The following is a 23,848-nucleotide window of genomic DNA, read 5'->3' as shown; positions in this document are numbered from 1 at the left end:
AGAATATGTTTATTTATGGGGTACTCACAGCAGTAGCCTTTTTTTGCGTTGTGATCCTTTTACTGTACATCGGTTATCGAATAGGTAAGAAACCTAAACAGACAGTGAAACCAGATGAGGAGGAACTACGAAAGGCAGCTAAGCTTCGAGAGGACTTCGCTAAACTGATGAACTATGACGTTAGCACAGCTTTGCAACGAAAGAAGGTGGAATAATGTTCAAGACAAAAATGTTTCTCTATAAAATGCTTCATCTATTGAAACCAAAGTATAAAAAACAATTAGATGAAATACGGAGATCAATATGGGTACACAAAGGCTTTTATTTAAATGAGATAACGACTATAGAACTTGCAATATCTCATCTGCATACTCAAGAAGTTGTCAAACGAAATAGTGGTGAAAACAATGAGTGACAATAGAACAAAAGACTGGATGCTATATGAAGCAGGTAAACAATACAACAACAAGCTAACACCAAACTACTATGACACAGTGGATGCAAACCTTGCTTTCCATCAAGGGGATCAGTGGAGGAATCTTGAGGTAGGAGATATGCCACAACCAGTATTCAATATCATTAAGCGTGTCATAACCTTTAACGTGGCTTCATTAACATCATCTAAGACAAAGATACACATGGAACCTTTACTATATAGTGATGTGCAACAAACACCTGATATGCAGATGGAAGTGAATGGAGCAGATATGGCAAATGCCATGGTCAATAACCTTCTTGAGAAGTTTAAAATGGATTTTAAGATTAAAGAAGCACTGTTTGATGCTGCTATAACAGGAGATGCATGCGCACACTTTTACTTTGATATGTCTAAAAAGCCATATGGTGGAGCTTATTCAGACATTCAAGGTGAAATTGAAATGGAGTTAGTGGATGGAACAAATGTGTTCTTTGGGAATGCTAACAATCCAAGAGTAGATATTCAACCATACATCATTATATCCGGTCGTGATATGGTTAAGAACCTTCAAGAAGAAGCAAGACGGCATAGAGAGTCAGAAGAAGATGTTGAAAATATCGATGCTGATTATAACTACAATGAACAGGCAGGAGACAGTGGGAAAATTGAAGTAGAAGCCGATGAATATGGTAAGGCTTTGTATATCATTGTCTATCGAAAGAAGAAGGTTAAAAAGGTAAAGAAAGATGCAGAAGGCAATCCGATGTTGGATGAATTCGGTAAAGAGATTAAAGAAGAAGTAACTGTTATTACTGCAAGTAAGAGTGTGGAGAATGCTTATATTTATAAGGACATCGAAACACCTTTAACTGCTTATCCAGTAGCATGGATGAACTGGGAGAAACAGAAGAATCAATACCATGGTCGTGCATTGTGTACAGGACTCTTACCTAACCAAATATTCATTAATCGTATGTTTGCAATGGTTATGTATCATTTGATGCTTACAGCCTTTCCTAAAGCTGTTTATAACGCTGATATTATCGACTTATGGGATAACACAGTGGGTTCAGCGATTCCAGTACAAGGTATGAATCCAGAGTATAACATCAAAAACATTGCAGGTTATCTTGAACCTGGTAACATGTCAAACCAAATTACACAGGCCATTGATCTTGCTATGCAATACACAAAAGAAACACTGGGTGTATCTGATGCAGCACTAGGTCAAGTTGACCCTAAAAATACATCAGCAATTATCGCAGTCCAGAAGTCTACAGCGATTCCATTAGAGAATCCTAAATCTAATCTATATGAATGGATGGAGGACATAGGAAAGATTCTCCTAGACATGATGGGTGCTTACTATGGGTTACGTCCAATAGTTGTTGAAAAAGATGGTCAGAAACAAGTGGTTGAGTTTGATTTTAACCAATTAAAAGATATGTGGTTAAAAGTACGTGCTGATGTTGGGGAATCTTCTTATTGGTCTGAAATTGCTGCTATTCAAACACTGGATAATCTTCTTGCTCAAGGTCATATTGACATCATTGACTACTTAGAACGTGTTCCAGAAGAGTTTATACCACAAAAGCAGGAACTAATATCAGATATCCAGTTACGTATTCAACGAATGGCAGAACAGCAACAAATGCAAGCTGAACAACAACAGCAAATGGCTGATATGCAAGTGCAACAAGATCAAGAAATGGCAATGATGGCTGAACAACAGGCACAAGCTGATAAGGAATCTAATGCGCCACATCCGTTTGACCAGTTCTTAAAGTCATTGCCAGAGCATGAACGTGCAAACTTTAAGAAGTTACCCCCAGAGGAACAAGATAGAATTATGAAAAGTGTACTAGGAGCTGAACTGCGCCCTAAATTTCGGACAGTTTAATAAAAGTAACCCTGCTATTTAAGCAGCGATTAGATGACTTCGGTATTCTGCCGGAGTCATCTTTTTTAAATTCCATTGTCTTCTTGATGCATTATAGAAAATCATATATTGATTAACTAATTGTTTTAGTTCTTCAAATGTATGAACTTCTTTATAGTCCATTTCATCTTTCATATGTCCAAAGAAGGATTCCATTGGTGCATTATCGATACAGTTCCCTCTACGTGACATAGATTGTTTCAAATTCATCTGTTTCACCCTTTTTTGAAATTCTGGATGCGTGTAATGGAAACCTTGATCAGAGTGTATCATGGCTTCTGGATGTATATTATTCCCTAATTTCTCTTCTAATTTTGCTAGAGTATTGTAAACAATCGACATTTTCAATGTTTGTGATAATTCATATGCCACTATTTCACGTGTAGCGACATCCTTAACACAGGATAGATAGGCTGTTTTTCCTCGATACTTTAAATAGGTAATGTCAGTTAAAAATACTTTTTCCGGCTCGTCTTGTGTAAATTCACGGTTTAATCTATTTGGTAATGTCTTATGTTCTTGAGTAGCTTTTGCAATATTTTTATATGGGTTTGCACGTCGCACTTTCGCAAAGAAATTATACTTGCGCATTAGACGGCGTATTTTCTTTGGGTTCATTGGGTTTTCAAGTAATTCACATACTTTCATATAAAGTCCACGATAGCCAACTTTCCCTTTGAATGCATCATAGATGCACTTTAAAAAGAGATAATCCTCATAATCATTGTTCTCTCGAATGGCATGTTTTTCAGTATTCCGCAGCCATGCATAATAACCACTGCGACTAACATGTGCGACAGTACATAGCTCAGAGACACTATTGATTAGTTGATATTTACGAATTACTTCATTGATGACTGCGTATTTTTCATGTGGAGCTACTTGTGTTTCTTCGCCTTCCTTTCGAGTTCCTCTAGCTTTTTTAGTAATTCAATTTCAGCTTCGAGATAACGAATACGAGCCTCTGCTTTTTCTAGCTTCTTATCAGCGGATAACTCACTAGTTGTTGGTCTTCCCGTACTTCCTTTTCCTCGACGTTCTTCCAAAAAACCATTTTCTCCATATTGATTAAAAGTATTTCTCCAACGCTTCAAAGCTGATTTAGCTTTTTTAGGGCCAATCATTTCAAGATCAAACCCATTTTCTATAAAGATTTGAGTAGGTCCTTTCCCAGCTAAGTTCTCATTTACTGCTTTAATTTTAAATTCAGGTGTATATTGAATCGCTCGGTCAGATACTGAAGCAACATTGGGATTGGCTTCTAATAGTTGACGTTGATGTTCATTAAAATAGATTTTACTCATAAGATAACTCCCGTTCAAATTAATTATGTTAAGTATAACGGGCTTTTCCCATAGAAAAAACCCCGAATAGGGCACTTTTTTTTAAGTGTCTACTATTCGGGGTTCAGTTCAAGCATCCGAATAGGATGTTTTTTATTTAGGGAGGAATTGCAAATGGAAAAAGCTGATATTAAAGATTGTAATCAATTAGAGTGCTGTGAAGATACTGTAGAATCACCTAATGCATGGCTTTTAATAGATATTTTAAAGGTAGTGACATTAGATGAAGATGTAGAATTTCGTGAAAAAGTTAAAAAGAAATTAGAACAGGTTTTAGATTTATAAAACAGGCTAGGGATGAGAGTTTCCTAGCCTTTTAATATTCCCCAACCATAGGGAAAGGAGAAATAAAAAATGACTATTAAAACAATCGCCAACCATAGCGAACCTTTAAAACTAGATTTACAATTTTTTGCATCCGAAGAGGATGATTTCATTCTACCTGATGATACGGTCGAAACTGACATACCAGAGTCAGATGATTCGTTTGAATCAGAGGTTGAGAATGAAGAAACTCCACTGGACACAGAGGAACAAATTGACCCAGAGAATCCAGAGCAACAACAGGAGCAACAACAAGAATTACCTAAATTTAAGGTGAAGTACAACAAAGAGGAAAAAGAGCTTACCTATGATGAAGCTGTTCCTTTAATTCAGATGGGAATGAATTACGACAAGCTTCAAGAGAGATTACAACAATATGAATCTGATCCACGATTACAGTTCTTAGATGAACTTGCTAATCAAGCAGGTATGACACCAGATGAGTACATTGAAGCTGTTCGACAACAGCGTGAGCAACAACAACTGGATGAATTGATTCAGAACAACATACCAGAAGATATTGCACAGGAAATCCTTGAATCACGTAAAGATCGTGCTGAAAGGAAACGTCAGCAAGAAGAACAAGCGCAAAGAGATAAACAGTCTGCTGATTTCGCTGAGTTCTATGACTACTTTAGTCAAGCAAACGGACGTACTTTTGATCCAGTTAAAGACAGGTTACCTCAAGAGGTAATTGATGCAAACAATGCAGGTGTTCCTCTCAAGTATGCATACATGGAACATTTAAATAACACATTGAAATCACAAGTCCAAGTATTAAAACAAAATGAAACTAACAAACAGAAAGCTCCAATAGGAAGTGTGACGACTCATGGTGGCGATGAAGTAGCCAGTGAAGATCCATTCTTAGTGGGGTTTAATTCAATTTAAGGAGTGTTGACAAATGGCAGTAAACTTAGCATCTAAATATGAAAAGAAGGTTGATGAACGCTTTAAGCTGAAATCTTTAACAGAATCAGCAGTGAATAGGGATTATGACTGGACGGGAGTAGATACCATCAAGGTTTACTCTATCCCTACAGTTGGAATGAATGACTATGTGAAAACAGGTAAGGACCGTTACGGTACAGCATCAGAATTAGACAACACAGTGCAAACGATGACTTTGACTCGCGATCGTTCCTTTACATTTACTATCGATAAAGCGAATAACCAAGACACTCAAGGTACAATGCAAGCAGGTAAGGCACTTGCGCGCCAAATTGATGAAGTTATCGTACCAGAGATTGATATTTATCGCATTGCTACAATCACAGCTGCAGCAGTTGCGAACGGAATGACTACAAGTGGAACTGTAGATCAAAACAATGCTTATGAAGCTGTTTTGACAGGATCAGAAAAGCTAGATGATAAGAAGGTTCCTCAAGGTGGTAGATTGCTATTTGTAACACCAGGATTCTTAAACCTTATCAAAATGTCTCCTGATTTCATTAAATCTACTGAAATCGCACAGAAGATGTTGATTAATGGTCAAGTTGGGGAACTTGATGGCATGAAGGTAATTAAGGTACCAACATCCTACTTCCCTGCAAATACACCATTCTTCATTGCTCATCCAGTGGCTACAGTTGCAGCACAAAAGCTTGAGGATTATAAAACACATGATAACCCTCCTGGTATCAATGGATGGCTTGTAGAAGGTCGTAAGCGTTACGATGCCTTTGTATTAGAAAACAAAAAGGACGCTCTATACGTCCACCAAACAACAACTACACCGTAATAAATGGAGGTATATGAACATGGCAAATATTAATTTCAAAACGAAAGATGGTAAACATACTTTGGTAGCTCGAAACGAGGTTCAAGCTGCTGCATTCATTAAACAAGGATTGAAGCCAGCTAAAAAAGAAGATAAGGAAAAATTAAATGGAGAAGGGGCGTAAATGCCCCTTTTATTTGTTTAAAGGGGTGAGAGTATGATAACAGCCAAGCGAGTGTACGATCAAGCGTTAGTGCTAATTGATGAAGTGTTAGAGACAGGCGCTATTGTTCCTGATCAACCAGAATATTACGAAGCAAAAGCTCTGTCGATATTAACGACCCTTCAGACTGAATTACTCCCACTTTCTGTAGAACCAGAAATTATAAAAGAGATGGATCAACCTTTACTAGTGAGTGATCGAGTAGCTCTTACTGTATTACCTTACGGTTTAGCTGCACATCTATTCATCAGTGAAGATTTAACCATTTCCTCTTTCTTTAATGATAGATATGAGGAATTAAAGAAGCGAAAGCCAACTGAAATAATTCCAATAGTGGATAAATATAACGTTACGAGTGGAATGAGGGGATAAGATGGCAAGAATCAATGTTAGAACACCTTTGGAACCTCCTTTGCTACGTATTGAACCGTTTAAAGGCATGAATCTAAGTGTTACCCCTACACAAATAGACCAGTCTCAAAGTCCAGAAATGATAAACATGAACATTGATGAAAGAGGGGCATTAAATAAGCGTACAGGCTATGAAAGAGTGTTCCAAGAGTCATTAGGACCAGGGCAAATCAATGGTCTGTATGAGTATCGTAAAGCAAATGGAGAGACATACTTCCTAATAGCTCATGGAACAAAGTTATATACCCAAAAGGGGAAAGAACAACCCGTCATGATCTATGATAAATTGCTAGATCAAAAGGTAAACTTCTTCACTATGAATGATATGTGTTATGTCATGGATGGGAAAGATTTGCTTCAGTATGATGGCGAAAAGTTCAGTCCTATCGTTCCTTATGTTCCAACTATGTCCATTTCCCGTGATCCTATGGGTGGAGGTACCATGTATGAGGACTTCAATTTAATGGGAACTGAGTTTAAAGATAGTTTTAGTGGGAATGGTGTGGATGTAAGATACTATCTATCTCTTCAAGATATCGACGATGATTTTATTAAAGTTGAAGTTGATGGAGTAGAAGTACCATGGTTTGATGAAAGTGGACAACACGCAGGAAAGTTTTGGCTTAATTATGAGGAAGGAATGGTCCTGTTTCAAGAAGCACCACCAAAAGGAACAAATAACGTGGTAATTAGAGCGAGGAAAACGAAAGCAAGCTTTCCAGAACGCATAAAAAAATGTCGTTTCAGTGTTTTTTATGGTGGAGCTAATGATTCACGTGTTTTCGTTGCTGGTAATCCAGAATTTCCAGATTGTATGTGGAGAAGTGGTTTATATGATCCGTCTTATTGGCCAGAGAATGGTTTCTATAAGTCTAAAGAAAAAATTATGGGATTTTCTAAACAGTATGATTCGCTTGTGGTTGAACGTACCGGAGGAAAACATCAAGTCACTTATGAGATTGATTATGAAGGAAATCCATCTTTCCCATCTAAACCGATTAATGATTCAGTTGGAACAATAGCAACAGAATCTATCCAAATTATTGAAAATAACCCTGTTTCTCTATCTAGAGACGGTGTATATATGCTTACATCTACTAACGTAAGGGATGAAAGAAATGTAAGTCATATTTCTGCTAACGTTGATCCGTGGTTGATGAGAGAACAGAATCTTGATAAAGCAGTATCCATAGATTTCGATAAGAAATATTGGCTTGTGGTAAATGGCAATGCGTATATCTTAGATTATGCTCAACGCTCAGAATCAAGTCCATTTGGCGAATGGATCATATATAATAACATCCATGCTTCGTGTTTCATCCAAATAGGTGAAGAATTGATATTTGGTAGCTCGAAGGAAGGTTTGATTTATAGATTCAAAAAAGACAACGAAATAAATCCTTACAACGACGATGGGGAACCAATAAATGCAGTATGGAAGTCGAAGTATTTCACATTCGGTATGGATGAAAGAAGGAAAATGGTTTCTAAGGTGTTCTATTCATTGAAACCCACTAGCAGAGGTAGTGTAAATATTTATTATAAAAGTAATAAAAAATCATCAGAACTCTTAAAAACTACTTATGTCGATACCTTAGATTTTAGAAATATAGATTTTAATAGATTTACATTTTTATTTTCTACATTTCCGTTAGAAAGCATGGTCAAAATCAAAGCAAAGAAAATCACTCATTTCCAATTGATTCTTGAGAATAACAATTTGGATGAGGGTTTAGGTTTACTAAGTTTAGGCATTAAATACAAGTTCCAGAGTGAGGTGAAATAAATGCCTTTTACAAAAATGAATGAGTTTAAAAATCTAATTGCCAAACTGCCCGATGTTCCTAATGGCACAATGACATCTGCGGAACTAAAAAAGTATTGGGATAGTTCACCTGAAGAACTGAGAGCTCATTACAACAAGTTAGTGGATGAATTGCAAGCATCTACAGCTTCTATGAATATAGGTGCTGCTGAAATTGAAGGACTGGATGGTTCAAATCTCCAAGAAATCCTTACTAGTCTAAAAGCATTTATAGATGCACATAAAAATGATAAGAAAAACCCCCATGGAGTTACTGCGGCTCAATTAGATGTCTATACTAAACAAGAATTAGCACCTTTTTTACAAGGTGGAGAGACTTTTATTAAAGAAGAAGTTTTTATAATAACATCTTCGAATAATGGAGACGGCACTTTCACTTATACAGATAAGAATCAGATTTCACATAATGGCACTTTAACTGATGAAGGCTATCAAATTTTCACTTTACTAGAAGGTAAGTATAAAGTTGGTGAAAATAGAATCGATGCTTACATTGATGATGTTTTGCGTCGAAGTGTTGCTAGTGGAGGATTAGCTGAAATATCTCCTACAGAAGTTGCATTGACTATTCCTGAAGGTACTGGAAGAGAAATCACCTTCAAGTATTTTGGGAGAATCGGAATAGCAGGAGAACATAATTTAGTTGTTGGTCCTGATAAACCTCCTGTAGGTGATGGAAAAACTGTTTGGTTTAAGGTGGACTGATATATGTCAGATGGAAAACGAATCGGAGCACCTTTACTAGATAAATCTCTCTTAGACCTAATTGATTCGTCATTAAGAATCATGCCTGTAGAGTATTCCTTTATACAAGCTAATGAAAATCCCTACAATTGGGAGTACGTAAAAGTCATTACAATCGGACAGTATAAAAATCACATTTATGTTTGGGATAGTGGCTGGAAATTAATTGGGGCAAATGATTCTGAAATTTCCTGGAATGACATTATAGACCCACCGTTGGCGTATAAACCGATTTATCATAGGCATCAATTATCGGATATTGATGGATTAGATGAACTACCTTCCAAGGAAGAAGTAGAAAATAAAGTTGATAAGGTTGAAGGAAAAGGACTTTCTGATAACAATTTTTCTAATGATGATAAATTGAAATTAGATAGCCTGAGTAATTCAGCAACGATTGATTATACAGCAATGGCTAACAAACTTAAAGAACATGAAGACAATTTAACTGTTCATGTATCTGCTGAAGATCATAACCAAATTAATAACATTAAAAATAAAGCTGATCAATCATATGTGAATCAAGAGTTAGGTAAGAAGGTAGACACAGGAACATTTGAAGGTCATACAGGCAATACTACAATTCATGTTACTAAAATTCAGACTGATAAATGGGATGCATCTGAACAAAATGCCAAGGACTATACAGATGAACAGATTGCAAATTTACACATTCCTGATCCAAAGCCAGAAATTACAATTAGCAAAGAAAAACCTACTTCTGATATATGGTACAAAATCTTAGAATAGGAGGAATTATATGCCTACAAAGAATATGCAAATCAGACCAGTAGGTACTGATGACTATGGAACGGTTCTACATCCAGAGACTAATACTGATATGGTGTTGCATAAAAACACCGGAAAATCAATAACCGACCTACTCAATGACACAGGATGGATAGATGCGACTTTAGCTCCTGGTTGGTCGTTCCCAAATGGAGGATTATTGCAGTACCGAAAAATAGGATACTTAGTTTACTTAAGAGGATTTGCAATAAATGATTCAGGAAACGCATATAACATTCCACTTACTACTTTGCCGGAGGGGTTTAGACCAAAAAGGCAAGGATATGTGTTTAATGCTTTTAAGGATATGTCAATTACTAGTGGAGGGGTTGTAATGACTGATTCAGCTGCTGTCGACTTTGATGGAGTTTTCCCAATTGCTTAAAGGAGGGGTTTGATGTTTAAACAAGTATACCGGTTAGATAGTAAAAACTTTCTTGTCGAAACATTAGTAGTAGAATTTGATAAAGAAGGTAATCCAATTGACAAATTGGAATCAAATATAATAATAACTTCTCCTCCACATCAAATTTACAAACCAAAATGGACTGGAACTGAATGGGTCGAAGGAGCAACACAAGAAGAAATAGATGGAATTACTAAACCACCAGATTCTCCTTTAACAGATACTCAAATTTTGGGTCAACAAATGACAGAAAGAGAACTGGAGTCTATGGAACAAGGACAGCAAATAACTGATCTAGAGTTACGATTGTTAATCGTTGAAATGGGGGCGAATCAATAATGACACTGTTTGATTCTTTAAAAGAACGTTATGCAAAGAACTGGTGTAGGAAAGACCAATTACAACGATATGTACAACTAGGTGCAATAACACCTGAACAATACAAAGAAATAACTGGAGAAGATTACAGCGCTTAAAGACAGCGTTTTTTTATTTTAAAGGGGTGAGATTATGGCATTTGATCCTCAAGCATATGTACAAAAACAACAAGAAGGTGTAAATAGCATCTACGACCAAATGAAACAGGCTCAAACAGATGCATATAACGCTAATCGTGATAAGGCAGTTGGTAACATCAATTACCAAAAAGAAAAGGTGGCACCACAATACCAAGGGTTACGTAACCAAGCTGATGTTGTGAGTATGCAAAACCACAGAAGAAACCAAGAGTTGTTAGCATCACGTGGCTTAGCGATGAGTGGAGAGAATATCACAGCTACAGCATCACTGAATAATGCCCGTCAGAAAGCATTGAACGATTTAAACTTACAGGAACAAAATACAATCAATGATTTTGATCATCAAATAGCAAACCTTAATGATCCGGCTGAATTGAATGCTCTTATCGCTCAAATTGAAGCACAACGAGCGCAAGCCTTATTTGAAGCAGGAAACCGTGCTGAAGAAATCGGATATCAACGTTCTAGGGATGAAGTTGCAGATAGTCGTTATGCGGATGAGCTTGCCTATGCACGTAACCGTGATTCAATTATGGATGGTCGTTATGCTGATGAATTAGCCTATAGCCGTGGTCGAGATTCAATCATGGATGATCGCTATCTTGATGAATTAACCTATAATCGCGGGCGAGATCAGGTAGCAGACAATCAATGGAATACACAGTTTAATTACCAAAAAGGTAGAGATGAAATTGCTGATAATCAGTGGAACACGCAATTCAATTATCAGAAGGATAGGGATAAAGTCGCTGACTCTCAATGGCAGAAACAATTCGATCAAGATGCAAAGCAATTTGGTGAGCAGATGGCATTGTCTAAGCTTCAATATGAATTAGATAAGAAAGTGAGATTAGGTCAACTATCCCTTAGCCAAGCAGAGTTTGAATTCAGAAAAGCACAGGCAAAAAAGGCTAGTTCCGGGGGAGGGGGTGGTCGAAGTAGTTCGGGATCTAGTTCAACTAGTTCGGCAAAAACTAACACCCTAAGTAGTGCTTATAATTCGTTTAAACAAGCTCAACAAACTCCTAGCGCCTTATCTAAGTATTATCAGCAGCAAGAAAAGAACATCAGCAAGCTAGTGAAACCACCTTACAAGACACCAGACTTCTTGAAACCTGTTGCTCCTGCACTTAACAAGAACCTAACCGATTGGGAAAGAATGAAACTAATGGGGTTGTGATATAGATGTATACATTTGGTCCCAAAAGAGGATATGACGCATGGAAAGAAAGTGAGGAAGACCGCAAGAAAAAGGGTCTTCCTGCAACCACTTTTCAACCTGTTGAGAAACCTAAAAATCAACGTTCACAGTGGGAAAGAGATTTATTAAAAGACCTTTCTGTTAAAAAGTATGGCCGTAGTTACAATGATAAATTCGCCAATGCTACGAAAGAACTGGGTATCAAAGGCGAAGAATTAGATCAGTTCCGTAATTATTTAGATGCAATGGACAAAGGCTTACAGCGTAAGAACAATCAGACCGATAGCATTCTAAACACATTACAAATCCGTACTAAAAAAGCCGGAGAACGAATCAAAAATGATAGTAAACAGAAGAAAGAGGAAAAAGAGAAACCTCGTAGTGGCTTTAATGGATTCTTAGATCAAACCCTTGGTCGTGCTTCTCACGAAGCGAATAAGCTTATTTTCGGTAAGGAGTTTGTCAAAAAACAAGATGAAGTCTATCAAAAGATTGCTGATAAGAAAAAAGGCACAAAAAGTGGGGATGAACTTCAGCAACGTTTAAATACAGTGAATCGTAAGGCTGAAACTAAGCTCGAAAAAGGCGCAGATATCGTTGGAAAAGGGTTAGGTATCGGTAGTTATATTGCTCCTGGTGTTGCTGCTGAAAAGTTAGCAATAAAAGGCATGCAGTTAGGTAAAGGCACCAAAGCAGGTAGTCAGATCGCTTCTTTACTATCAGTCAAAGGCGGAGAATCAGCAGCTAAGAAAGTAGCCAAAACAGTAGCAAATAGAGGTATTAAAGGTGCTGGTGGTGGTTTGATATTCGGTGTAGGAGATACAGCCTTAAAAAGCACGTTAAACCCCGATGACTACAAAGATAAGAGCTTACTTAAACAGGTTATGCTTGAAACAGCAATCGGTGGGGTAGCTGATCCGTTGATTTACGGTGGAGGTCAAGTTTTAAAAGCAGCATCCAATAAAACGATGAAGAATCTCCTTCCTAGTGATAAGGATTTAGGAAAGAAATTTAGTGATATTCTTTTAACTGGAACAAAGAATGATTTGCCAACATCTAAGCCTTTATATGGTAGCCTACCAGACCGATTGAAAGCCTTAAACCCCGAAAGAAAGCTACCAGACTTTTCTAATGCTAAACCTGTTATTGAGAGTCCTAATGATAATATAATCGCTAAACACTTCGGAGTAGATGCACCTGCGCCTAAAAAAGATATTTTACAAACAGCAACTCCAGAATACTGGCGTAAGCGTTATGAAGATTTTGCGGACCATGTGAAAAAGAACTACGACATGAATCAAATGACTAAAGAAGGTTTAGATGATCTATGGAGTCAGTTTGCCAAGTACGATGAACCTATAAAATTGGATGAACTTGCAGAACTAGCTTATAAGGATTATAAACCAAATAAAGTCCTAGATTCTAAGGAAGTATGGGATAAACTCGGTAATCGTCCTTCTGTATCGAAAAATACAATTACACCAGAGCCAAAACAAAGTAAAAACTTATTAGAAGCTATTACACCATTGAAAACTAATCCTAAATCTGAACAAGTAGAGCCGATGATGAAGTTACTTGATCCTACTAAGAAAGAAGTAGCTGCAACAAGTAATGAAGCATTAAAGCAGGTAGATGATGTAGTTGAGGACAACATTAAAGAATTACAAAAAGCAAAGGATATATTTAGTGTTGGTTCTACTGACTTATATCGATTAGCAGAAAAATTACCAAAACAACAACAAACAAGAATCACCTCAAGTCTTGATGCTGCTAAAAAATCCTTTATCGATCAGCAAGAACAATTAACCAATGAATTATATGAAAATGTTGTAAAAGGATTGGGAATTAAAAAAGGTTCAAAGGAATCTGCCTTAGTTCAAGATTATGGTGAAAAAACATTAGCTAAGAAATATTTAAGGAAACAAGGAATTGATCCAAATGACCTTTCTCCAGAAGAGCTAGGCGAAATAAACTTACAGCAATTGAAAAAGGTATCTCCGAAGAATTGGAAAAACATTGTAGCTGCTGATGAATATTTTAGAAAGAGTTATGACAGCTTAATCGATCAAGTGAACAACACAAGAGCGCAATTATATCCAAATAATCCTGAAAAGCTAGTACCAAGAAGAAATGACTATTATCATCATTTTAAAGAATTGGAAGGTTTTGAAGGTGTTAGAAATTTATTCGATACTCCTGCAAACATTGATCCACATTTAGAAGGAATATCCCAAAACACTAAACCAAAATCAAAATACCAATCTTTTATGCAAAAACGAGGGACAGGAAAATATAAAAGCGATGCTCTTGGTGGTTACTTGAAATATATTAAGGCTGCTTCACATTCTATAAATGTTGACCCTGTTATCCCAGTATTAAGAAATACAGCTGAAGAGATTGCAGATGCTACAGCTAATACTATGAACCTAAATAAAACTAAAAGAGCATTAGAGTTTTATGCAGGGGATTTAGCAGGGAAAACTAATCCATACGATCGAAGTGTTCAGGAATTTGCAGATAACTTTGGGAAGAGTGGAAGAAAGATTATGACTGCAGTTTCTAATTTTAATAGTAAAGTGAAAGCCAATATGGTACTTGGTAATGTTGGATCTGCTCTGGGTCAAGTAGGTAACGTTCCACTCGGTATAGGTAAGGCGAAATTGCATTCAATACCAGGATTAGTTGATACATTAGGTCAGACAGCAAAAAGCATTATGAAAGGAGAAAAAAATGCACCAATATATAAATCACAATTTTTGAAAGAGCGTTTTTCTGATCAGATGTATAGAAAATTCGATCATAAGTTAATAGAACAACCCAAAAAATTTGCAGCATGGATGATGGAAACTGCTGATAAAGCAGGTTCTAATTTTATATGGAATTCAATGTATCGAAAAGGATTAAGTGAAAAAGTGGCTGATCCTATAAAATATGCAGATTATGAAACCAGAAAAATTGTAGCAGGTCGAGGTGTAGGAGAAGTACCACTTTTACAAAAATCTAAAGCAGTTCAAATCCTTGCTCCTTTTACTTTGGAAGTAGGAAACCAATGGAGAGTATTAAAAGAAATGGTTGGAGCAAAAGATGCAGCAGGGATTGTAACTTTCTTATTCGCTTCTTATGGTCTAAATAAAGCTGTAGATTATGTAAGGGGTAGTGGTATATCTTTAGACCCAGTAGATGCAATTGTAGAAGGATATCAAAAAGGTGAAGGGAGTACGATGGATAAAATAACTAATTCATTGGCTTCGCTAAACGGAGAAATTGTTGGTAATATTCCGGGTGGAAACTTATTAACTAATATGGTGAATACAGAAAAGAAAATCCCTTTTACTAATACCCGATTTAAAGAATTATTCGGAGAAAGGGACCCTAACCGTTTTGGTTCTGGTTTAACTTTGTCTAAACCTATGGAAGACCCATTATATGGAGTACTGCCATTTGGAGCAAATCAAATCAGGAAATCGTTTAAGGGTGTAGAAGCAACAAAAGACGAAGGTGTATACAAAGATAATCCACTTATTCCTTTTACCGGAAGTGAAGCTGAATTAAAGTTTCCAATCAAAAACACCCCTGTTAAGAATGTTCAGGCTGCATTATTTGGTCCTAATGCACTTCCTGATGCAAAGGAATATTATAATAAAAATCGACGCCCATTAAGCGAGAAGCAAACAGAAACATTTGAAGCATTAAAGAAAACTAAACAACAACAGGTGTTTTATGATGCACTTATGTTAAATAGAATGAACAAATCTAATACTTCATCTGTTCAAAAGAAAATACGCGACATTATGGATGACTCCGACCTTAGCACAAGAGAAAAGCAGAAAGAAGTAGAGGAATTATTAGGAATTATGTTGTCGAAATAATAGAAAAATCAAAAAAGTATATTAAAGAATTGCAAAACAGAGTATAATTATTCCAAAAGTAGACATTAGGAGGTAGTGCCATATGTCATTCTGGGTTTGGATTATTCTTGCTGTATTTGCAATTCTTGTACTAATTGGAATAAAAGATGGTTTCAATGCATTGTTTACAAGCTTATATGAAAATGGATTAAAAACAACTATCTTTTTAGTTATTTTTTTCATTTTGTATTTATCTCCTAGTTTAGTGAAAGATTATGCACCTAAATATTATGGGTTATCAATATGGGCTTTAATCTTATACATTTGTGGATTTTTAATATATAGAATGTTTTGGTACAACAAACCTAAAGAAGATGAAGAGGGCTGATAATCAGTCCTCTTTTTTATGGAGGGAAAAACATTGGACAAGACTTTTAAATCAATAATTACTGTATTAGGCGCTGTTGTAGGTTATTTATGGGGGTGGTCGCCGTTGTTGCCTATACTTCTGGTATTCGTTGTTCTTGATTATGTTTCTGGTATGTTAGCTTCAGCAGTAGAAGGAAAGCTATCCAGCCAAGTTGGGTTTAAATCAATACCAAAGAAAATAATGATCTTCTTTTTAGTCGCAATTGGCCATTTAATTGATGGATTGTTAGGAGATAACCACATGTTTAGGGATGCGGTTATCTTTTTCTTTTTATCGAATGAATTACTAAGCATCATAGAGAATAGCGGACGCATGGGGTTGCCTATTCCTAGCATTTTGACTAAGGCAGTCGATATCTTGAAAGGGAAGGAAGATAACAATGGTTAAAATCATTCAAAAATTCATTCCAACCACTTTTAAAGATACAAGACCAGGAACAAGAATGACCCCTAAATGGATAACAATACATGAAACTGATAACACCAATAAAGGCGCTGATGCTGAAGCACATTCACGATTACAAGCAAATGGTAACAGCAGACAAGCTTCTTGGCATTTTACAGTAGATGATAAGATCTCGTATCAATCTCTTCCTCTGAATGAAGCTGGATGGCATGCAGGAGATGGGAATGGACCAGGTAATAAAACATCCATTGGTATTGAAATATGCGTTAATAGTGATGGTGATTATAAAAAGGCAGTGGAAAATGCTGCTGAACTAACAAGAAGTCTTATGAGTCAGTTGAATATTCCAATAACAAATGTAGTACAACATAATCACTGGAGTGGAAAGAATTGTCCTAGAAATCTTAGAAGTGGATCCAAAGGAATTGGTTGGAATGATTTTATTAATTTGGTGAAATCGGATATTAAAACAGAGGTAGCTAAAGCGAATAATAAAATATCCTTCTATACTGGTGGATATTCAGGTGATTCGCTTGTAAAGATTCATAGCTTTCTTATTCAAAAAGGATATTGGTTTATTCCTAAACGCATTGATGGTGGATCACTTTCTTTTGAAATCGGTCAATTTACTAAAGGTGATGAAAAGGCTAAAGAAATGGAACAATTCTTAAAAAACATTAATGCCTGGTATCAAATTAAATAATAAAATGCCCTTCTCATAAGAGAGGGGCATACTTATTAAGAACTAAATTTTTTTATTCTTGAAGTATATATTTTATAAATTAATATGTATATTGCGACAGTTAATATCCATACAGGGTAACTATCAACATAATCGGCTGTCGATGAAATGTAACCACCATATTCTAAGCCATCAAGGAAAATGAATATAATACTTGGTATATACGCCATCGTAGCCAATACCCAAGTATATGTTAAAATATAAAACCATTTCGGTATTATGTAATCGTTAGATTTATATTCAACCTCTTTTAAAGGGATAATATATAAGCCGAATATCATGAAGATTAACCCACCAATAATCCAAATCATTATTATCATACCTCATTATTTTTTCATTTTCCTTCAATATAGTCTAATAACTCATCAATCGGCAAACTCTCAATCCTTTTCAATTCTTCAGCAAAATCTTTTTCTCCGTTATAGATCACCTTTTCAATAATGGTATCCCTATACCCAAAGTGGTAGTCAAACTTGATCCTCATTTTCCTTTCTCCATTCATATAAATCATCAACTTTTTTCCCTAATAGATCAGCAAGAATAAAAGCTTTGTTCATAGGGATAAAGCTATGGCCAGTTTCATAATTCCTCAACTGTTTAACACTCACTCCTATTTTATCAGCTATAAATTTCTTCTTTAAACCACTTTTTTCAATATATTCTCCGATTAAGCTTTTTAATTCCATATTATCACCTAATAAGCTATTCCACATAAATCTTATTTTCTCCTTCGAGAAATTTAATTGGATGGTACAGGCAAAATTTTGGGCGAATGTCATATGCTCTATTAAATACCCCATTAGAACAGTTGGTGGGAATATACCCGATGCTTTATTACTGATGGTTCTATAGGGTTCATAAACTACTCGATGATAGGAACAATTACTTCGTAATTTAATGAGGTGGCGTTGAAGGAGGGAGAAGAAATGATTTTTGAAGCACTCACAACTTTGTTAATGGGAGGGATAGGAATAAAAGCATATTTATCAAAAAGTGGAGTAGGGAATGAATCGGATAAAATTCAAAAGATATTTACTGTCACTGGTTTGAATATCAAGGATGGTAAGCAAACATACACCACTCAATTGATTAGGAAAAGGGATTATGACTGGGGAACAGAATATCGCTACAGAATACCTTTAGGAAGGAGTTTTGACGATTATATAGCTAAGCAAGAAGCAATCGAAGCAGGTATAAACAATCGGACAATAAAGATTGATTTAAAGGATCTACAAAACATTAAATTAGACAGAGATATTCTTTCGAATATAAAGAGTATCTATACGAAAAAGTTAAGTCATAGGAAGGAAGTAGAGCTATCCTATGATGGAATATTAAAGATAAGGGTGTATAAGGAACCGTTACCTAAAAAGATTTTATGGAAAGAAGATTTTTTAAGGAAAGGATCATGGTCAGTTTTAATTGGCATGAACTATACAGAAAAAATTTATCATGATTTTGATGAAAGAAAACATTTAATTGTAGCAGGAGCAACCGGATTCGGTAAATCAGTCATTATAAAAGGAATTATTACATCCTTAACACTATCCAAAGCAAATGATGTGTCATTTTCTTTAATTGACCTTAAAGGAGGTCCAGCATTTGCACGTTTTAAAAACCTTAAACAAGTAGTGAATTTCGGAGTAAATAATGATGATGCTTTAGATATTTTAAAAGATGTTCAAAGAACAATGAGTGAAGATTATCAAAAGATCGTTGATGATGGATTCGAGGATGTCGTAGAAGCAGGTATTAAGAGAAGGCATTTCCTAGTCATCGACGAAGCTGCAGACATAGCAGATGATAACAAGTGCATGACAATTTTAACGGACATCGTAAGAAAAGGGAGAGGTGCAGGTTATTACGTGATTTATGCGACCCAGTACCCTTCTGCTCAAGCTATCCCGATGCAAATTAAGAGAAATATTCCAGCGCGATTATGTTTTGTCTTAGATAGTGCTACAGCATCTAATACCGTGTTAGATGGAGCAGGTGCTGAAAGTCTCCCAGAGATTCCAGGTAGAGGTATATATAAGCAAGTTAAACAAACCATTATACAAACACCATATCTTTCAAATGAACGAATTAAAGAGCTTATTGAACCTTATATCATTGATAAAGGGGGCAATAAGATTGAAACAGCTAAACAAGAGACAAGAAGCGATACTCTTATCTTTGAAGAAACTGGATTATCTTAATCGAGATCAGTTATCTAAAATTCATAGACTCGGTAAAAAGCGAAATACGAATAGGATCTTAAATGACCTTTCTCAATATTTATCACATTTTCGAGAGGAATATACGACGATTTATTATTTAAATAAAGAAGGTCGTGAATATGTAAATAGTCAAAAGGTAAGGAGAAAAACAAGTTTTGTGCAGCATGTCATTATGAGGAATGACTTTTATATCTATTCTGGTTTTCCAAAGGATTGGAAAAATGAAATCAAAATAATGGATGATAAAAATTCGGTGATATGTGATGCCTTATTTTCTAAGAATGGAAAAAACTACTGTTTGGAAGTAGATAGTAAACAACAAATGAAAGAAAATCGAGCTAAAATCAAACGCTATTTATCCTTATATAATGGAGCAAATAATTTCCCAACAGTAATATGGTTGACCACTACAGAAAATCGCAGGAAACAATTAGTAGAGTTATGCAAAGATATGCCTTGCGTTGTTTATAGCATAGATGATATTCGATAAGGAGGGAATCAAAGTGAAAAGCATAGCTTTTAATGATTTTATGAACGGTGGCTATAAGGTCAAAGAGAAGAAAAGAAGGAGTAAAATAATCAAAAATACAGTTAGTGTAGCAAGCTCAATTACTATTCCTTTGTTATTAACTGGTACGGTAGGTGCAGTTGGGTTAGCTGCAGCAGGTATTAAAGCAACACTGGTTCGTGCTGCGCCAAGTGTTCCAGTTAGTACAGTTGAATCAGTGCCAGCTGGAGTTAGTGAGTATATTGGAGAAGGTGCATTAAAAACACTTGCACATGCTTTGGATCCATTAGTAGATATTCTTGTGGCCATATCTCTTCCAGTTGCTAGTGTAGTAATGGTAGGTGGGTGTTTCTTCTTTATACTTGGTAATTCAGAAAAAGCATGGAGTATGATTCAAAATGCAGGATTAGGATATGTTTTGATCCAATTATCACCACTATTTATAAAGGTCTTAGAATCAGTAGGTAAGGCCGTATGAATTATACTGATTATCTTACTGCCCAATTAATTGATATCTTAGTGGATTTTCAATTTGAACACAAAGTAAATGCTGGAACAATGACAGTGATACTAATGAGTTTATATATATCGTACATGGAGCAATCCAAAAGTGAATTAACTGATATATAAAATTTTGTGTAGTACCATATCATATAAAGGACGTAAGAGAGGTACTCAGTATTTAATTGGCGTTACACACAAATCACCTATTATCGTCGACCCATTTACTTCGATATTTTTACTCCCAACTACATCACCGATTAATCCCGATTGTATCTGGATTTCACATGATCATGTATCCCAACATGATAAATCACCTTCCGGGAACACGTTAGTCACCTTTCGAAATAAACAAACAATAGAAATCCCTATATCAAGAAGTTCTTTTGTCAACCAATTACAGCGGACAGCACAGTTGCGGATGCGCTTTTATCAAAATATGGAGAATATAGAGAGTAAGTATAAGAAATCGGGATTTTATTTACACATGGAAGCTTCTGAAAGAAAAAGGGAATATGATTTTAAACGATATATTGAAGATTAACCAATGATAATGGTAAAAAGTGAGGCTGGTCAAAAACATAAGATACCAGCCTCGCTTCAATTGGTCCCTTTTTGAAATAAATAATACCTCAATAATTCTTCAGAGCGGTTACGTAACCTCGGATTAAAATAATTATGATGCTCCTCATAACCTTTGTATAAAAACAGATACATAGTAAAGGTGTCATCTGATTTTAACTTCTCCACTTTTATTTGATGTTGCTTCATATAACGTTTGATGCTTGATAGTTCTTTTTGGATAGATTTCATTGTTTCCTCTATCCATTCAAGATACGGTTTCTTTAGTTTAAATGGACTGTTTTCAATAATTTTTAAATCACGGTTTAAGATTGTGAGTAACATCGGCAAATAGATTGCCTGCTCAATAATATGATGGTCTTTTTCAGGTATCTTTGTCATTTCTATCCCTCTTTTCGCATTCAAAGGAACGTATGTTCGTAAAATATTTTACCTGCAATAGAAAATCATTTCAAGTTAATTCTTTCGATTAGTTTCTCCAATTGTTTTATCTATCGACATATACAAGATGAGAAAAAAATAAAAAAATTGCAGGTATATTGTTTTGGGTGTCGAAATAAATAAAGTAAATAATCTTATTTGCTTAAAAGGCAAAGTTAAAATGGAAGGTGATTAAAGTGGCTAAAAAAGTTGGTATCCAAACAGAGGACTTATATGAATTAAAATCAGTTGTTGATCCACAACTTTCTCCAAATGGTAGAGAGGTTGTTTATGTACAAACTCATATCGATAAGGAAAAAAATGATTATGTTTCCAATTTATATTTTATGAATATAGATGACAAGGATCCAAAACAGTGGACCTATGGTAATCACAGAACCAATTCACCTAAGTGGTCACCAGATGGTAATGAGCTTGCTTTTGTTTCAAATCGTGAAGGGAGCCCACAAATTTATATTCTTTCTAAATTTGGTGGTGAGGCAAAACAAGTGACCTTTTGTAAAAACGGTGCTCGAAATCCAGTTTGGTCTCCGTGTGGTAAGAAATTAGCCTTTTCAGTAGTAATTGGTAAAGATGAATCGATTCACGATCGGAAAGAAGGGGAGCAGGAAAAGGAAAAAGAACTGAAGCCTCTTGAAGTTGAAAAAATGAAGTATAAATCCGATGCCAGCGGCTTTTTAGATCTCACTCAGCATTCCCAAATTGGAGTGATTGATTTAAAGACGGGTGAGATGGAACAATTAACAACAGGTGACCATCATTATTCACTGGAAACATGGTCCCCAGACGGAAAGTATATTACGTATATTGCTGATTTATCTGAGGATCGTGATACATCATTCAAATCAGATGTTTATTTATTAAATGTTGAAACAAAAGAGTCCATTCTTGTCACAAAAGGAACAGGAGGATTTTGGCAGACTTCATGGTCTCCGAATAGTCGCTATTTAACATTTCTTGGAAGTGAGCAAGAATTTAAAAATGCAACACATAGTAAGGTATGGTTATATGACCTAGAGCAGAAGGAACTTATTTGTTTAACAGACGGGATCGATGCACCTGTTGGTGACTATGTTGTCGGTGATTTTCAACAAGGAGCAAATATACCAGGAGTACAGTGGGCGGAGGATAATAAAAGCTTTTACTTTATTGTTTCTGATCACGGCAGCACCATTATTTACTATGGAAATGTACTAGGTGAAGTATATCCAGCATTACATGAACCACAGCATGTGTACGGTTTCTCTTTAAATCCAAAGGATCATACTGCAGTAGTTGCAATCAGTTCACCAGTAGAACCCGGTGAATTGCATACTGTAAATTTACAGAATGCTGAAAAGAAACAAATAACGTTTGTGAATAAGGAGTTTTTGGAAACTAGGGAACTGTCTAATGTAGAAACAGTGGAATTTGAAAGTGAAGAAGGCTGGAAAGTGCATGGATGGCTAATGAAACCAGTTGGTTTTGAAGAAGGTAAAAAGTATCCATTGATTTTAGAAATTCATGGTGGACCACATACTATGTATGCCAATACGTATTTTAATGAATTTCAGATCCTAGCAGCTCAAGGATTTGCTGTTCTCTATGTAAATCCTCGCGGAAGTCATGGATATGGACAAAAATTTGTTGATGCTGTACGGGGAGATTATGGCGGAAACGATTATAAAGATTTAATGAATGCGGTCGATTATGTTCTTGATCAATATGATTTTATTGATAAAGAGAGATTAGGAGTGACTGGTGGAAGCTATGGAGGCTTTATGACAAACTGGATTGTAGGGCAGACAAATCGTTTTAAAGCAGCTGTCACCCAGCGCTCGATCTCGAATTGGATTAGCTTTTACGGTGTTAGTGACATCGGTTATTATTTCTCTGAGTGGCAAATTCTTGCTGATTTAAGTGATATTGAAAAACTATGGAAGCATTCACCACTTGCATATGCAAAAAATATCGAAACACCATTATTAATTCTCCATAGTGAAAAAGATTATCGTTGCCCAATTGAACAAGCAGAACAGTTATTTATAGCGTTAAAGCGTCAACAAAAACAAACGAAGTTTATTCGCTTCCCTGAATCAAATCATGAATTATCCCGAAGTGGAAAGCCGAACTTGCGTATGAAACGTTTAGACTATATTAAGGATTGGTTTTTACAATACGTATAAATCATCTCCAAAAAAAACCACAAAATGTGGTTTTTTTTCTTATGCATGTAAAATAGGAAGACTTTATACTAAATACTTCTTTACAGAGCAGTGCGGGAGAAAAGTAGGATATTTTGCAAAGGAAAAAAATATATGATTTATCTTTT

30 protein-coding genes are annotated in these 23,848 nt (G+C 35.7%); 25 read left to right on the top strand and 5 right to left on the bottom strand.

Annotated features, from left to right (window positions below; translation table 11 throughout):
- Positions 1 to 5: 5 nt before the first annotated feature.
- The 3 genes from NST63_RS17990 to NST63_RS17980 are packed head-to-tail and all read left to right on the top strand — an operon-like array spanning position 6 to position 2,318.
- Positions 6 to 215, top strand: coding sequence for a hypothetical protein (locus tag NST63_RS17990; RefSeq protein ID WP_341043200.1), 210 nt, complete (start codon positions 6 to 8; stop codon positions 213 to 215).
- Complete coding sequence (locus NST63_RS17985; RefSeq protein WP_341043197.1) at positions 215 to 415, top strand: hypothetical protein; 201 nt, start codon at positions 215 to 217, stop codon at positions 413 to 415. Before NST63_RS17990 ends, NST63_RS17985 begins: the two co-directional genes overlap by 1 nt.
- Positions 408 to 2,318 carry a portal protein gene (locus NST63_RS17980; protein ID WP_341043195.1) on the top strand — a complete coding sequence of 637 codons (1,911 nt, stop codon included), beginning with the start codon at positions 408 to 410 and terminating at the stop codon, positions 2,316 to 2,318. Before NST63_RS17985 ends, NST63_RS17980 begins: the two co-directional genes overlap by 8 nt.
- A gap of 18 nt (positions 2,319 to 2,336) precedes the next feature.
- Here NST63_RS17980 and NST63_RS17975 read toward each other — a convergent pair.
- A protein-coding gene (locus NST63_RS17975; protein WP_139254896.1) for an IS3 family transposase occupies positions 2,337 to 3,661 on the bottom strand; the annotation gives its coding sequence in 2 pieces (ribosomal slippage) (positions 2,337 to 3,283 and positions 3,283 to 3,661; 1,326 coding nt in all).
- A gap of 153 nt (positions 3,662 to 3,814) precedes the next feature.
- On the opposite strand from NST63_RS17975, the gene NST63_RS17970 reads away from it, so the two are divergent.
- From NST63_RS17970 to NST63_RS17895, 16 genes are all read left to right on the top strand, one after another.
- Complete coding sequence (locus NST63_RS17970) at positions 3,815 to 3,985, top strand: hypothetical protein (RefSeq protein ID WP_341043193.1); 171 nt, start codon at positions 3,815 to 3,817, stop codon at positions 3,983 to 3,985.
- A 69-nt stretch (positions 3,986 to 4,054) separates the two neighbouring features.
- The gene (locus tag NST63_RS17965) at positions 4,055 to 4,915 is read left to right on the top strand and encodes a hypothetical protein (RefSeq protein ID WP_341043190.1); all 861 of its coding nucleotides are present in this window, start codon (positions 4,055 to 4,057) and stop codon (positions 4,913 to 4,915) included.
- Between the two features lie 13 nt (positions 4,916 to 4,928).
- Entirely contained in the window at positions 4,929 to 5,765 is an 837-nt protein-coding gene (locus tag NST63_RS17960; RefSeq protein ID WP_341043188.1) for a N4-gp56 family major capsid protein, read from the top strand.
- Positions 5,766 to 5,784: 19 nt separating this feature from the next.
- Positions 5,785 to 5,928, top strand: coding sequence for a hypothetical protein (locus tag NST63_RS17955; RefSeq protein ID WP_341043186.1), 144 nt, complete (start codon positions 5,785 to 5,787; stop codon positions 5,926 to 5,928).
- Between the two features lie 33 nt (positions 5,929 to 5,961).
- A complete protein-coding gene (locus tag NST63_RS17950; protein ID WP_341043184.1) occupies positions 5,962 to 6,339 on the top strand; it encodes a hypothetical protein in 378 nt (125 codons plus the stop codon).
- Position 6,340: 1 nt separating this feature from the next.
- Complete coding sequence (locus tag NST63_RS17945; RefSeq protein ID WP_341043182.1) at positions 6,341 to 8,164, top strand: hypothetical protein; 1,824 nt, start codon at positions 6,341 to 6,343, stop codon at positions 8,162 to 8,164.
- On the top strand, positions 8,165 to 8,908 hold the full coding sequence (locus tag NST63_RS17940) for a hypothetical protein (RefSeq protein WP_341043180.1): 744 nt from the start codon (positions 8,165 to 8,167) through the stop codon (positions 8,906 to 8,908).
- A gap of 3 nt (positions 8,909 to 8,911) precedes the next feature.
- The gene (locus NST63_RS17935; protein WP_341043178.1) at positions 8,912 to 9,697 is read left to right on the top strand and encodes a hypothetical protein; all 786 of its coding nucleotides are present in this window, start codon (positions 8,912 to 8,914) and stop codon (positions 9,695 to 9,697) included.
- 10 nt (positions 9,698 to 9,707) lie between these two features.
- On the top strand, positions 9,708 to 10,121 hold the full coding sequence (locus tag NST63_RS17930; RefSeq protein ID WP_341043176.1) for a hypothetical protein: 414 nt from the start codon (positions 9,708 to 9,710) through the stop codon (positions 10,119 to 10,121).
- A gap of 12 nt (positions 10,122 to 10,133) precedes the next feature.
- Entirely contained in the window at positions 10,134 to 10,481 is a 348-nt protein-coding gene (locus NST63_RS17925; RefSeq protein ID WP_341043174.1) for a hypothetical protein, read from the top strand.
- A complete protein-coding gene (locus tag NST63_RS17920; RefSeq protein ID WP_341043173.1) occupies positions 10,481 to 10,618 on the top strand; it encodes an XkdX family protein in 138 nt (45 codons plus the stop codon). The genes NST63_RS17925 and NST63_RS17920 overlap by 1 nt, the downstream gene beginning before the upstream one ends.
- 34 nt (positions 10,619 to 10,652) lie before the next feature.
- On the top strand, positions 10,653 to 11,840 hold the full coding sequence (locus NST63_RS17915; RefSeq protein ID WP_341043171.1) for a hypothetical protein: 1,188 nt from the start codon (positions 10,653 to 10,655) through the stop codon (positions 11,838 to 11,840).
- Between the two features lie 5 nt (positions 11,841 to 11,845).
- The gene (locus NST63_RS17910) at positions 11,846 to 15,730 is read left to right on the top strand and encodes a hypothetical protein (RefSeq protein WP_341043169.1); all 3,885 of its coding nucleotides are present in this window, start codon (positions 11,846 to 11,848) and stop codon (positions 15,728 to 15,730) included.
- Between the two features lie 82 nt (positions 15,731 to 15,812).
- A complete protein-coding gene (locus NST63_RS17905) occupies positions 15,813 to 16,097 on the top strand; it encodes a hypothetical protein (protein WP_341043167.1) in 285 nt (94 codons plus the stop codon).
- Between the two features lie 33 nt (positions 16,098 to 16,130).
- On the top strand, positions 16,131 to 16,526 hold the full coding sequence (locus tag NST63_RS17900; protein WP_341043166.1) for a phage holin family protein: 396 nt from the start codon (positions 16,131 to 16,133) through the stop codon (positions 16,524 to 16,526).
- The gene (locus NST63_RS17895; RefSeq protein WP_341043165.1) at positions 16,519 to 17,247 is read left to right on the top strand and encodes a peptidoglycan recognition protein family protein; all 729 of its coding nucleotides are present in this window, start codon (positions 16,519 to 16,521) and stop codon (positions 17,245 to 17,247) included. The genes NST63_RS17900 and NST63_RS17895 overlap by 8 nt, the downstream gene beginning before the upstream one ends.
- Positions 17,248 to 17,282: 35 nt before the next feature.
- Here the strand turns inward: NST63_RS17895 and NST63_RS17890 are convergent, their stop codons facing one another.
- Genes NST63_RS17890 through NST63_RS17880 form a run of 3 tightly spaced genes read right to left on the bottom strand, consistent with a single transcriptional unit; the run spans position 17,283 to position 17,999 of the window.
- The gene (locus tag NST63_RS17890; protein ID WP_341043164.1) at positions 17,283 to 17,597 is read right to left on the bottom strand and encodes a hypothetical protein; all 315 of its coding nucleotides are present in this window, start codon (positions 17,595 to 17,597) and stop codon (positions 17,283 to 17,285) included.
- A gap of 23 nt (positions 17,598 to 17,620) precedes the next feature.
- Positions 17,621 to 17,770, bottom strand: coding sequence for a hypothetical protein (locus NST63_RS17885; protein ID WP_341043163.1), 150 nt, complete (start codon positions 17,768 to 17,770; stop codon positions 17,621 to 17,623).
- Positions 17,754 to 17,999 (bottom strand): helix-turn-helix transcriptional regulator, encoded by a 246-nt coding sequence (locus NST63_RS17880; protein ID WP_341043162.1) that lies wholly within the window; start codon positions 17,997 to 17,999, stop codon positions 17,754 to 17,756. Before NST63_RS17880 ends, NST63_RS17885 begins: the two co-directional genes overlap by 17 nt.
- Before the next feature lie 213 nt (positions 18,000 to 18,212).
- On the opposite strand from NST63_RS17880, the gene NST63_RS17875 reads away from it, so the two are divergent.
- From NST63_RS17875 to NST63_RS27805, 5 genes are read left to right on the top strand one after another with little or no spacing between them, the layout of a single operon-like run.
- A complete protein-coding gene (locus NST63_RS17875; RefSeq protein WP_341043161.1) occupies positions 18,213 to 19,484 on the top strand; it encodes an FtsK/SpoIIIE domain-containing protein in 1,272 nt (423 codons plus the stop codon).
- Positions 19,420 to 19,995, top strand: a complete 576-nt coding sequence (locus tag NST63_RS17870; protein ID WP_341043160.1) for a replication-relaxation family protein — start codon at positions 19,420 to 19,422, stop codon at positions 19,993 to 19,995. Before NST63_RS17875 ends, NST63_RS17870 begins: the two co-directional genes overlap by 65 nt.
- Positions 19,996 to 20,008: 13 nt before the next feature.
- Positions 20,009 to 20,491 carry a hypothetical protein gene (locus NST63_RS17865; RefSeq protein ID WP_341043158.1) on the top strand — a complete coding sequence of 161 codons (483 nt, stop codon included), beginning with the start codon at positions 20,009 to 20,011 and terminating at the stop codon, positions 20,489 to 20,491.
- On the top strand, positions 20,488 to 20,643 hold the full coding sequence (locus tag NST63_RS17860; protein ID WP_341043157.1) for a hypothetical protein: 156 nt from the start codon (positions 20,488 to 20,490) through the stop codon (positions 20,641 to 20,643). Before NST63_RS17865 ends, NST63_RS17860 begins: the two co-directional genes overlap by 4 nt.
- A 4-nt stretch (positions 20,644 to 20,647) precedes the next feature.
- Positions 20,648 to 21,058: a competence protein ComK gene (locus NST63_RS27805; protein ID WP_445663897.1), complete on the top strand. Its 411-nt coding sequence runs from the start codon at positions 20,648 to 20,650 to the stop codon at positions 21,056 to 21,058.
- Positions 21,059 to 21,114: 56 nt separating this feature from the next.
- On the opposite strand, the gene NST63_RS17855 is transcribed toward NST63_RS27805, so the two are convergent.
- Positions 21,115 to 21,477 (bottom strand): hypothetical protein, encoded by a 363-nt coding sequence (locus NST63_RS17855; protein WP_341043156.1) that lies wholly within the window; start codon positions 21,475 to 21,477, stop codon positions 21,115 to 21,117.
- A gap of 236 nt (positions 21,478 to 21,713) precedes the next feature.
- Here NST63_RS17855 and NST63_RS17850 point away from each other — a divergent pair, with 236 nt between their 5' ends.
- Positions 21,714 to 23,702: a S9 family peptidase gene (locus NST63_RS17850; protein ID WP_212942455.1), complete on the top strand. Its 1,989-nt coding sequence runs from the start codon at positions 21,714 to 21,716 to the stop codon at positions 23,700 to 23,702.
- Positions 23,703 to 23,848: the final 146 nt, after the last annotated feature.

It is taken from the genome of Heyndrickxia sp. FSL W8-0496, from assembly GCF_038007825.1.
Lineage (GTDB): Bacteria > Bacillota > Bacilli > Bacillales > Bacillaceae_C > Heyndrickxia > Heyndrickxia oleronia.
The sequence above is the reverse complement of the archived record's forward strand: the minus strand, read 5'-3'. Positions and strand labels throughout refer to the sequence as shown.

What these genes read in the sequence shown, in the direction of transcription:
- NST63_RS17990 (WP_341043200.1), top strand. Translation starts at nt 6, where the DNA reads ATGTTTATTTATGGGGTACTCACAGCAGTAGCCTTTTTTTGCGTTGTG.
- NST63_RS17985 (WP_341043197.1), top strand. Translation starts at nt 215, where the DNA reads ATGTTCAAGACAAAAATGTTTCTCTATAAAATGCTTCATCTATTGAAA.
- NST63_RS17980 (WP_341043195.1), top strand. Translation starts at nt 408, where the DNA reads ATGAGTGACAATAGAACAAAAGACTGGATGCTATATGAAGCAGGTAAA.
- NST63_RS17970 (WP_341043193.1), top strand. Translation starts at nt 3,815, where the DNA reads ATGGAAAAAGCTGATATTAAAGATTGTAATCAATTAGAGTGCTGTGAA.
- NST63_RS17965 (WP_341043190.1), top strand. Translation starts at nt 4,055, where the DNA reads ATGACTATTAAAACAATCGCCAACCATAGCGAACCTTTAAAACTAGAT.
- NST63_RS17960 (WP_341043188.1), top strand. Translation starts at nt 4,929, where the DNA reads ATGGCAGTAAACTTAGCATCTAAATATGAAAAGAAGGTTGATGAACGC.
- NST63_RS17955 (WP_341043186.1), top strand. Translation starts at nt 5,785, where the DNA reads ATGGCAAATATTAATTTCAAAACGAAAGATGGTAAACATACTTTGGTA.
- NST63_RS17950 (WP_341043184.1), top strand. Translation starts at nt 5,962, where the DNA reads ATGATAACAGCCAAGCGAGTGTACGATCAAGCGTTAGTGCTAATTGAT.
- NST63_RS17945 (WP_341043182.1), top strand. Translation starts at nt 6,341, where the DNA reads ATGGCAAGAATCAATGTTAGAACACCTTTGGAACCTCCTTTGCTACGT.
- NST63_RS17940 (WP_341043180.1), top strand. Translation starts at nt 8,165, where the DNA reads ATGCCTTTTACAAAAATGAATGAGTTTAAAAATCTAATTGCCAAACTG.
- NST63_RS17935 (WP_341043178.1), top strand. Translation starts at nt 8,912, where the DNA reads ATGTCAGATGGAAAACGAATCGGAGCACCTTTACTAGATAAATCTCTC.
- NST63_RS17930 (WP_341043176.1), top strand. Translation starts at nt 9,708, where the DNA reads ATGCCTACAAAGAATATGCAAATCAGACCAGTAGGTACTGATGACTAT.
- NST63_RS17925 (WP_341043174.1), top strand. Translation starts at nt 10,134, where the DNA reads ATGTTTAAACAAGTATACCGGTTAGATAGTAAAAACTTTCTTGTCGAA.
- NST63_RS17920 (WP_341043173.1), top strand. Translation starts at nt 10,481, where the DNA reads ATGACACTGTTTGATTCTTTAAAAGAACGTTATGCAAAGAACTGGTGT.
- NST63_RS17915 (WP_341043171.1), top strand. Translation starts at nt 10,653, where the DNA reads ATGGCATTTGATCCTCAAGCATATGTACAAAAACAACAAGAAGGTGTA.
- NST63_RS17910 (WP_341043169.1), top strand. Translation starts at nt 11,846, where the DNA reads ATGTATACATTTGGTCCCAAAAGAGGATATGACGCATGGAAAGAAAGT.
- NST63_RS17905 (WP_341043167.1), top strand. Translation starts at nt 15,813, where the DNA reads ATGTCATTCTGGGTTTGGATTATTCTTGCTGTATTTGCAATTCTTGTA.
- NST63_RS17895 (WP_341043165.1), top strand. Translation starts at nt 16,519, where the DNA reads ATGGTTAAAATCATTCAAAAATTCATTCCAACCACTTTTAAAGATACA.
- NST63_RS17890 (WP_341043164.1), bottom strand. Translation starts at nt 17,597, where the DNA reads ATGATTTGGATTATTGGTGGGTTAATCTTCATGATATTCGGCTTATAT.
- NST63_RS17885 (WP_341043163.1), bottom strand. Translation starts at nt 17,770, where the DNA reads ATGAGGATCAAGTTTGACTACCACTTTGGGTATAGGGATACCATTATT.
- NST63_RS17880 (WP_341043162.1), bottom strand. Translation starts at nt 17,999, where the DNA reads ATGTGGAATAGCTTATTAGGTGATAATATGGAATTAAAAAGCTTAATC.
- NST63_RS17875 (WP_341043161.1), top strand. Translation starts at nt 18,213, where the DNA reads ATGATTTTTGAAGCACTCACAACTTTGTTAATGGGAGGGATAGGAATA.
- NST63_RS17860 (WP_341043157.1), top strand. Translation starts at nt 20,488, where the DNA reads ATGAATTATACTGATTATCTTACTGCCCAATTAATTGATATCTTAGTG.
- NST63_RS17855 (WP_341043156.1), bottom strand. Translation starts at nt 21,477, where the DNA reads ATGACAAAGATACCTGAAAAAGACCATCATATTATTGAGCAGGCAATC.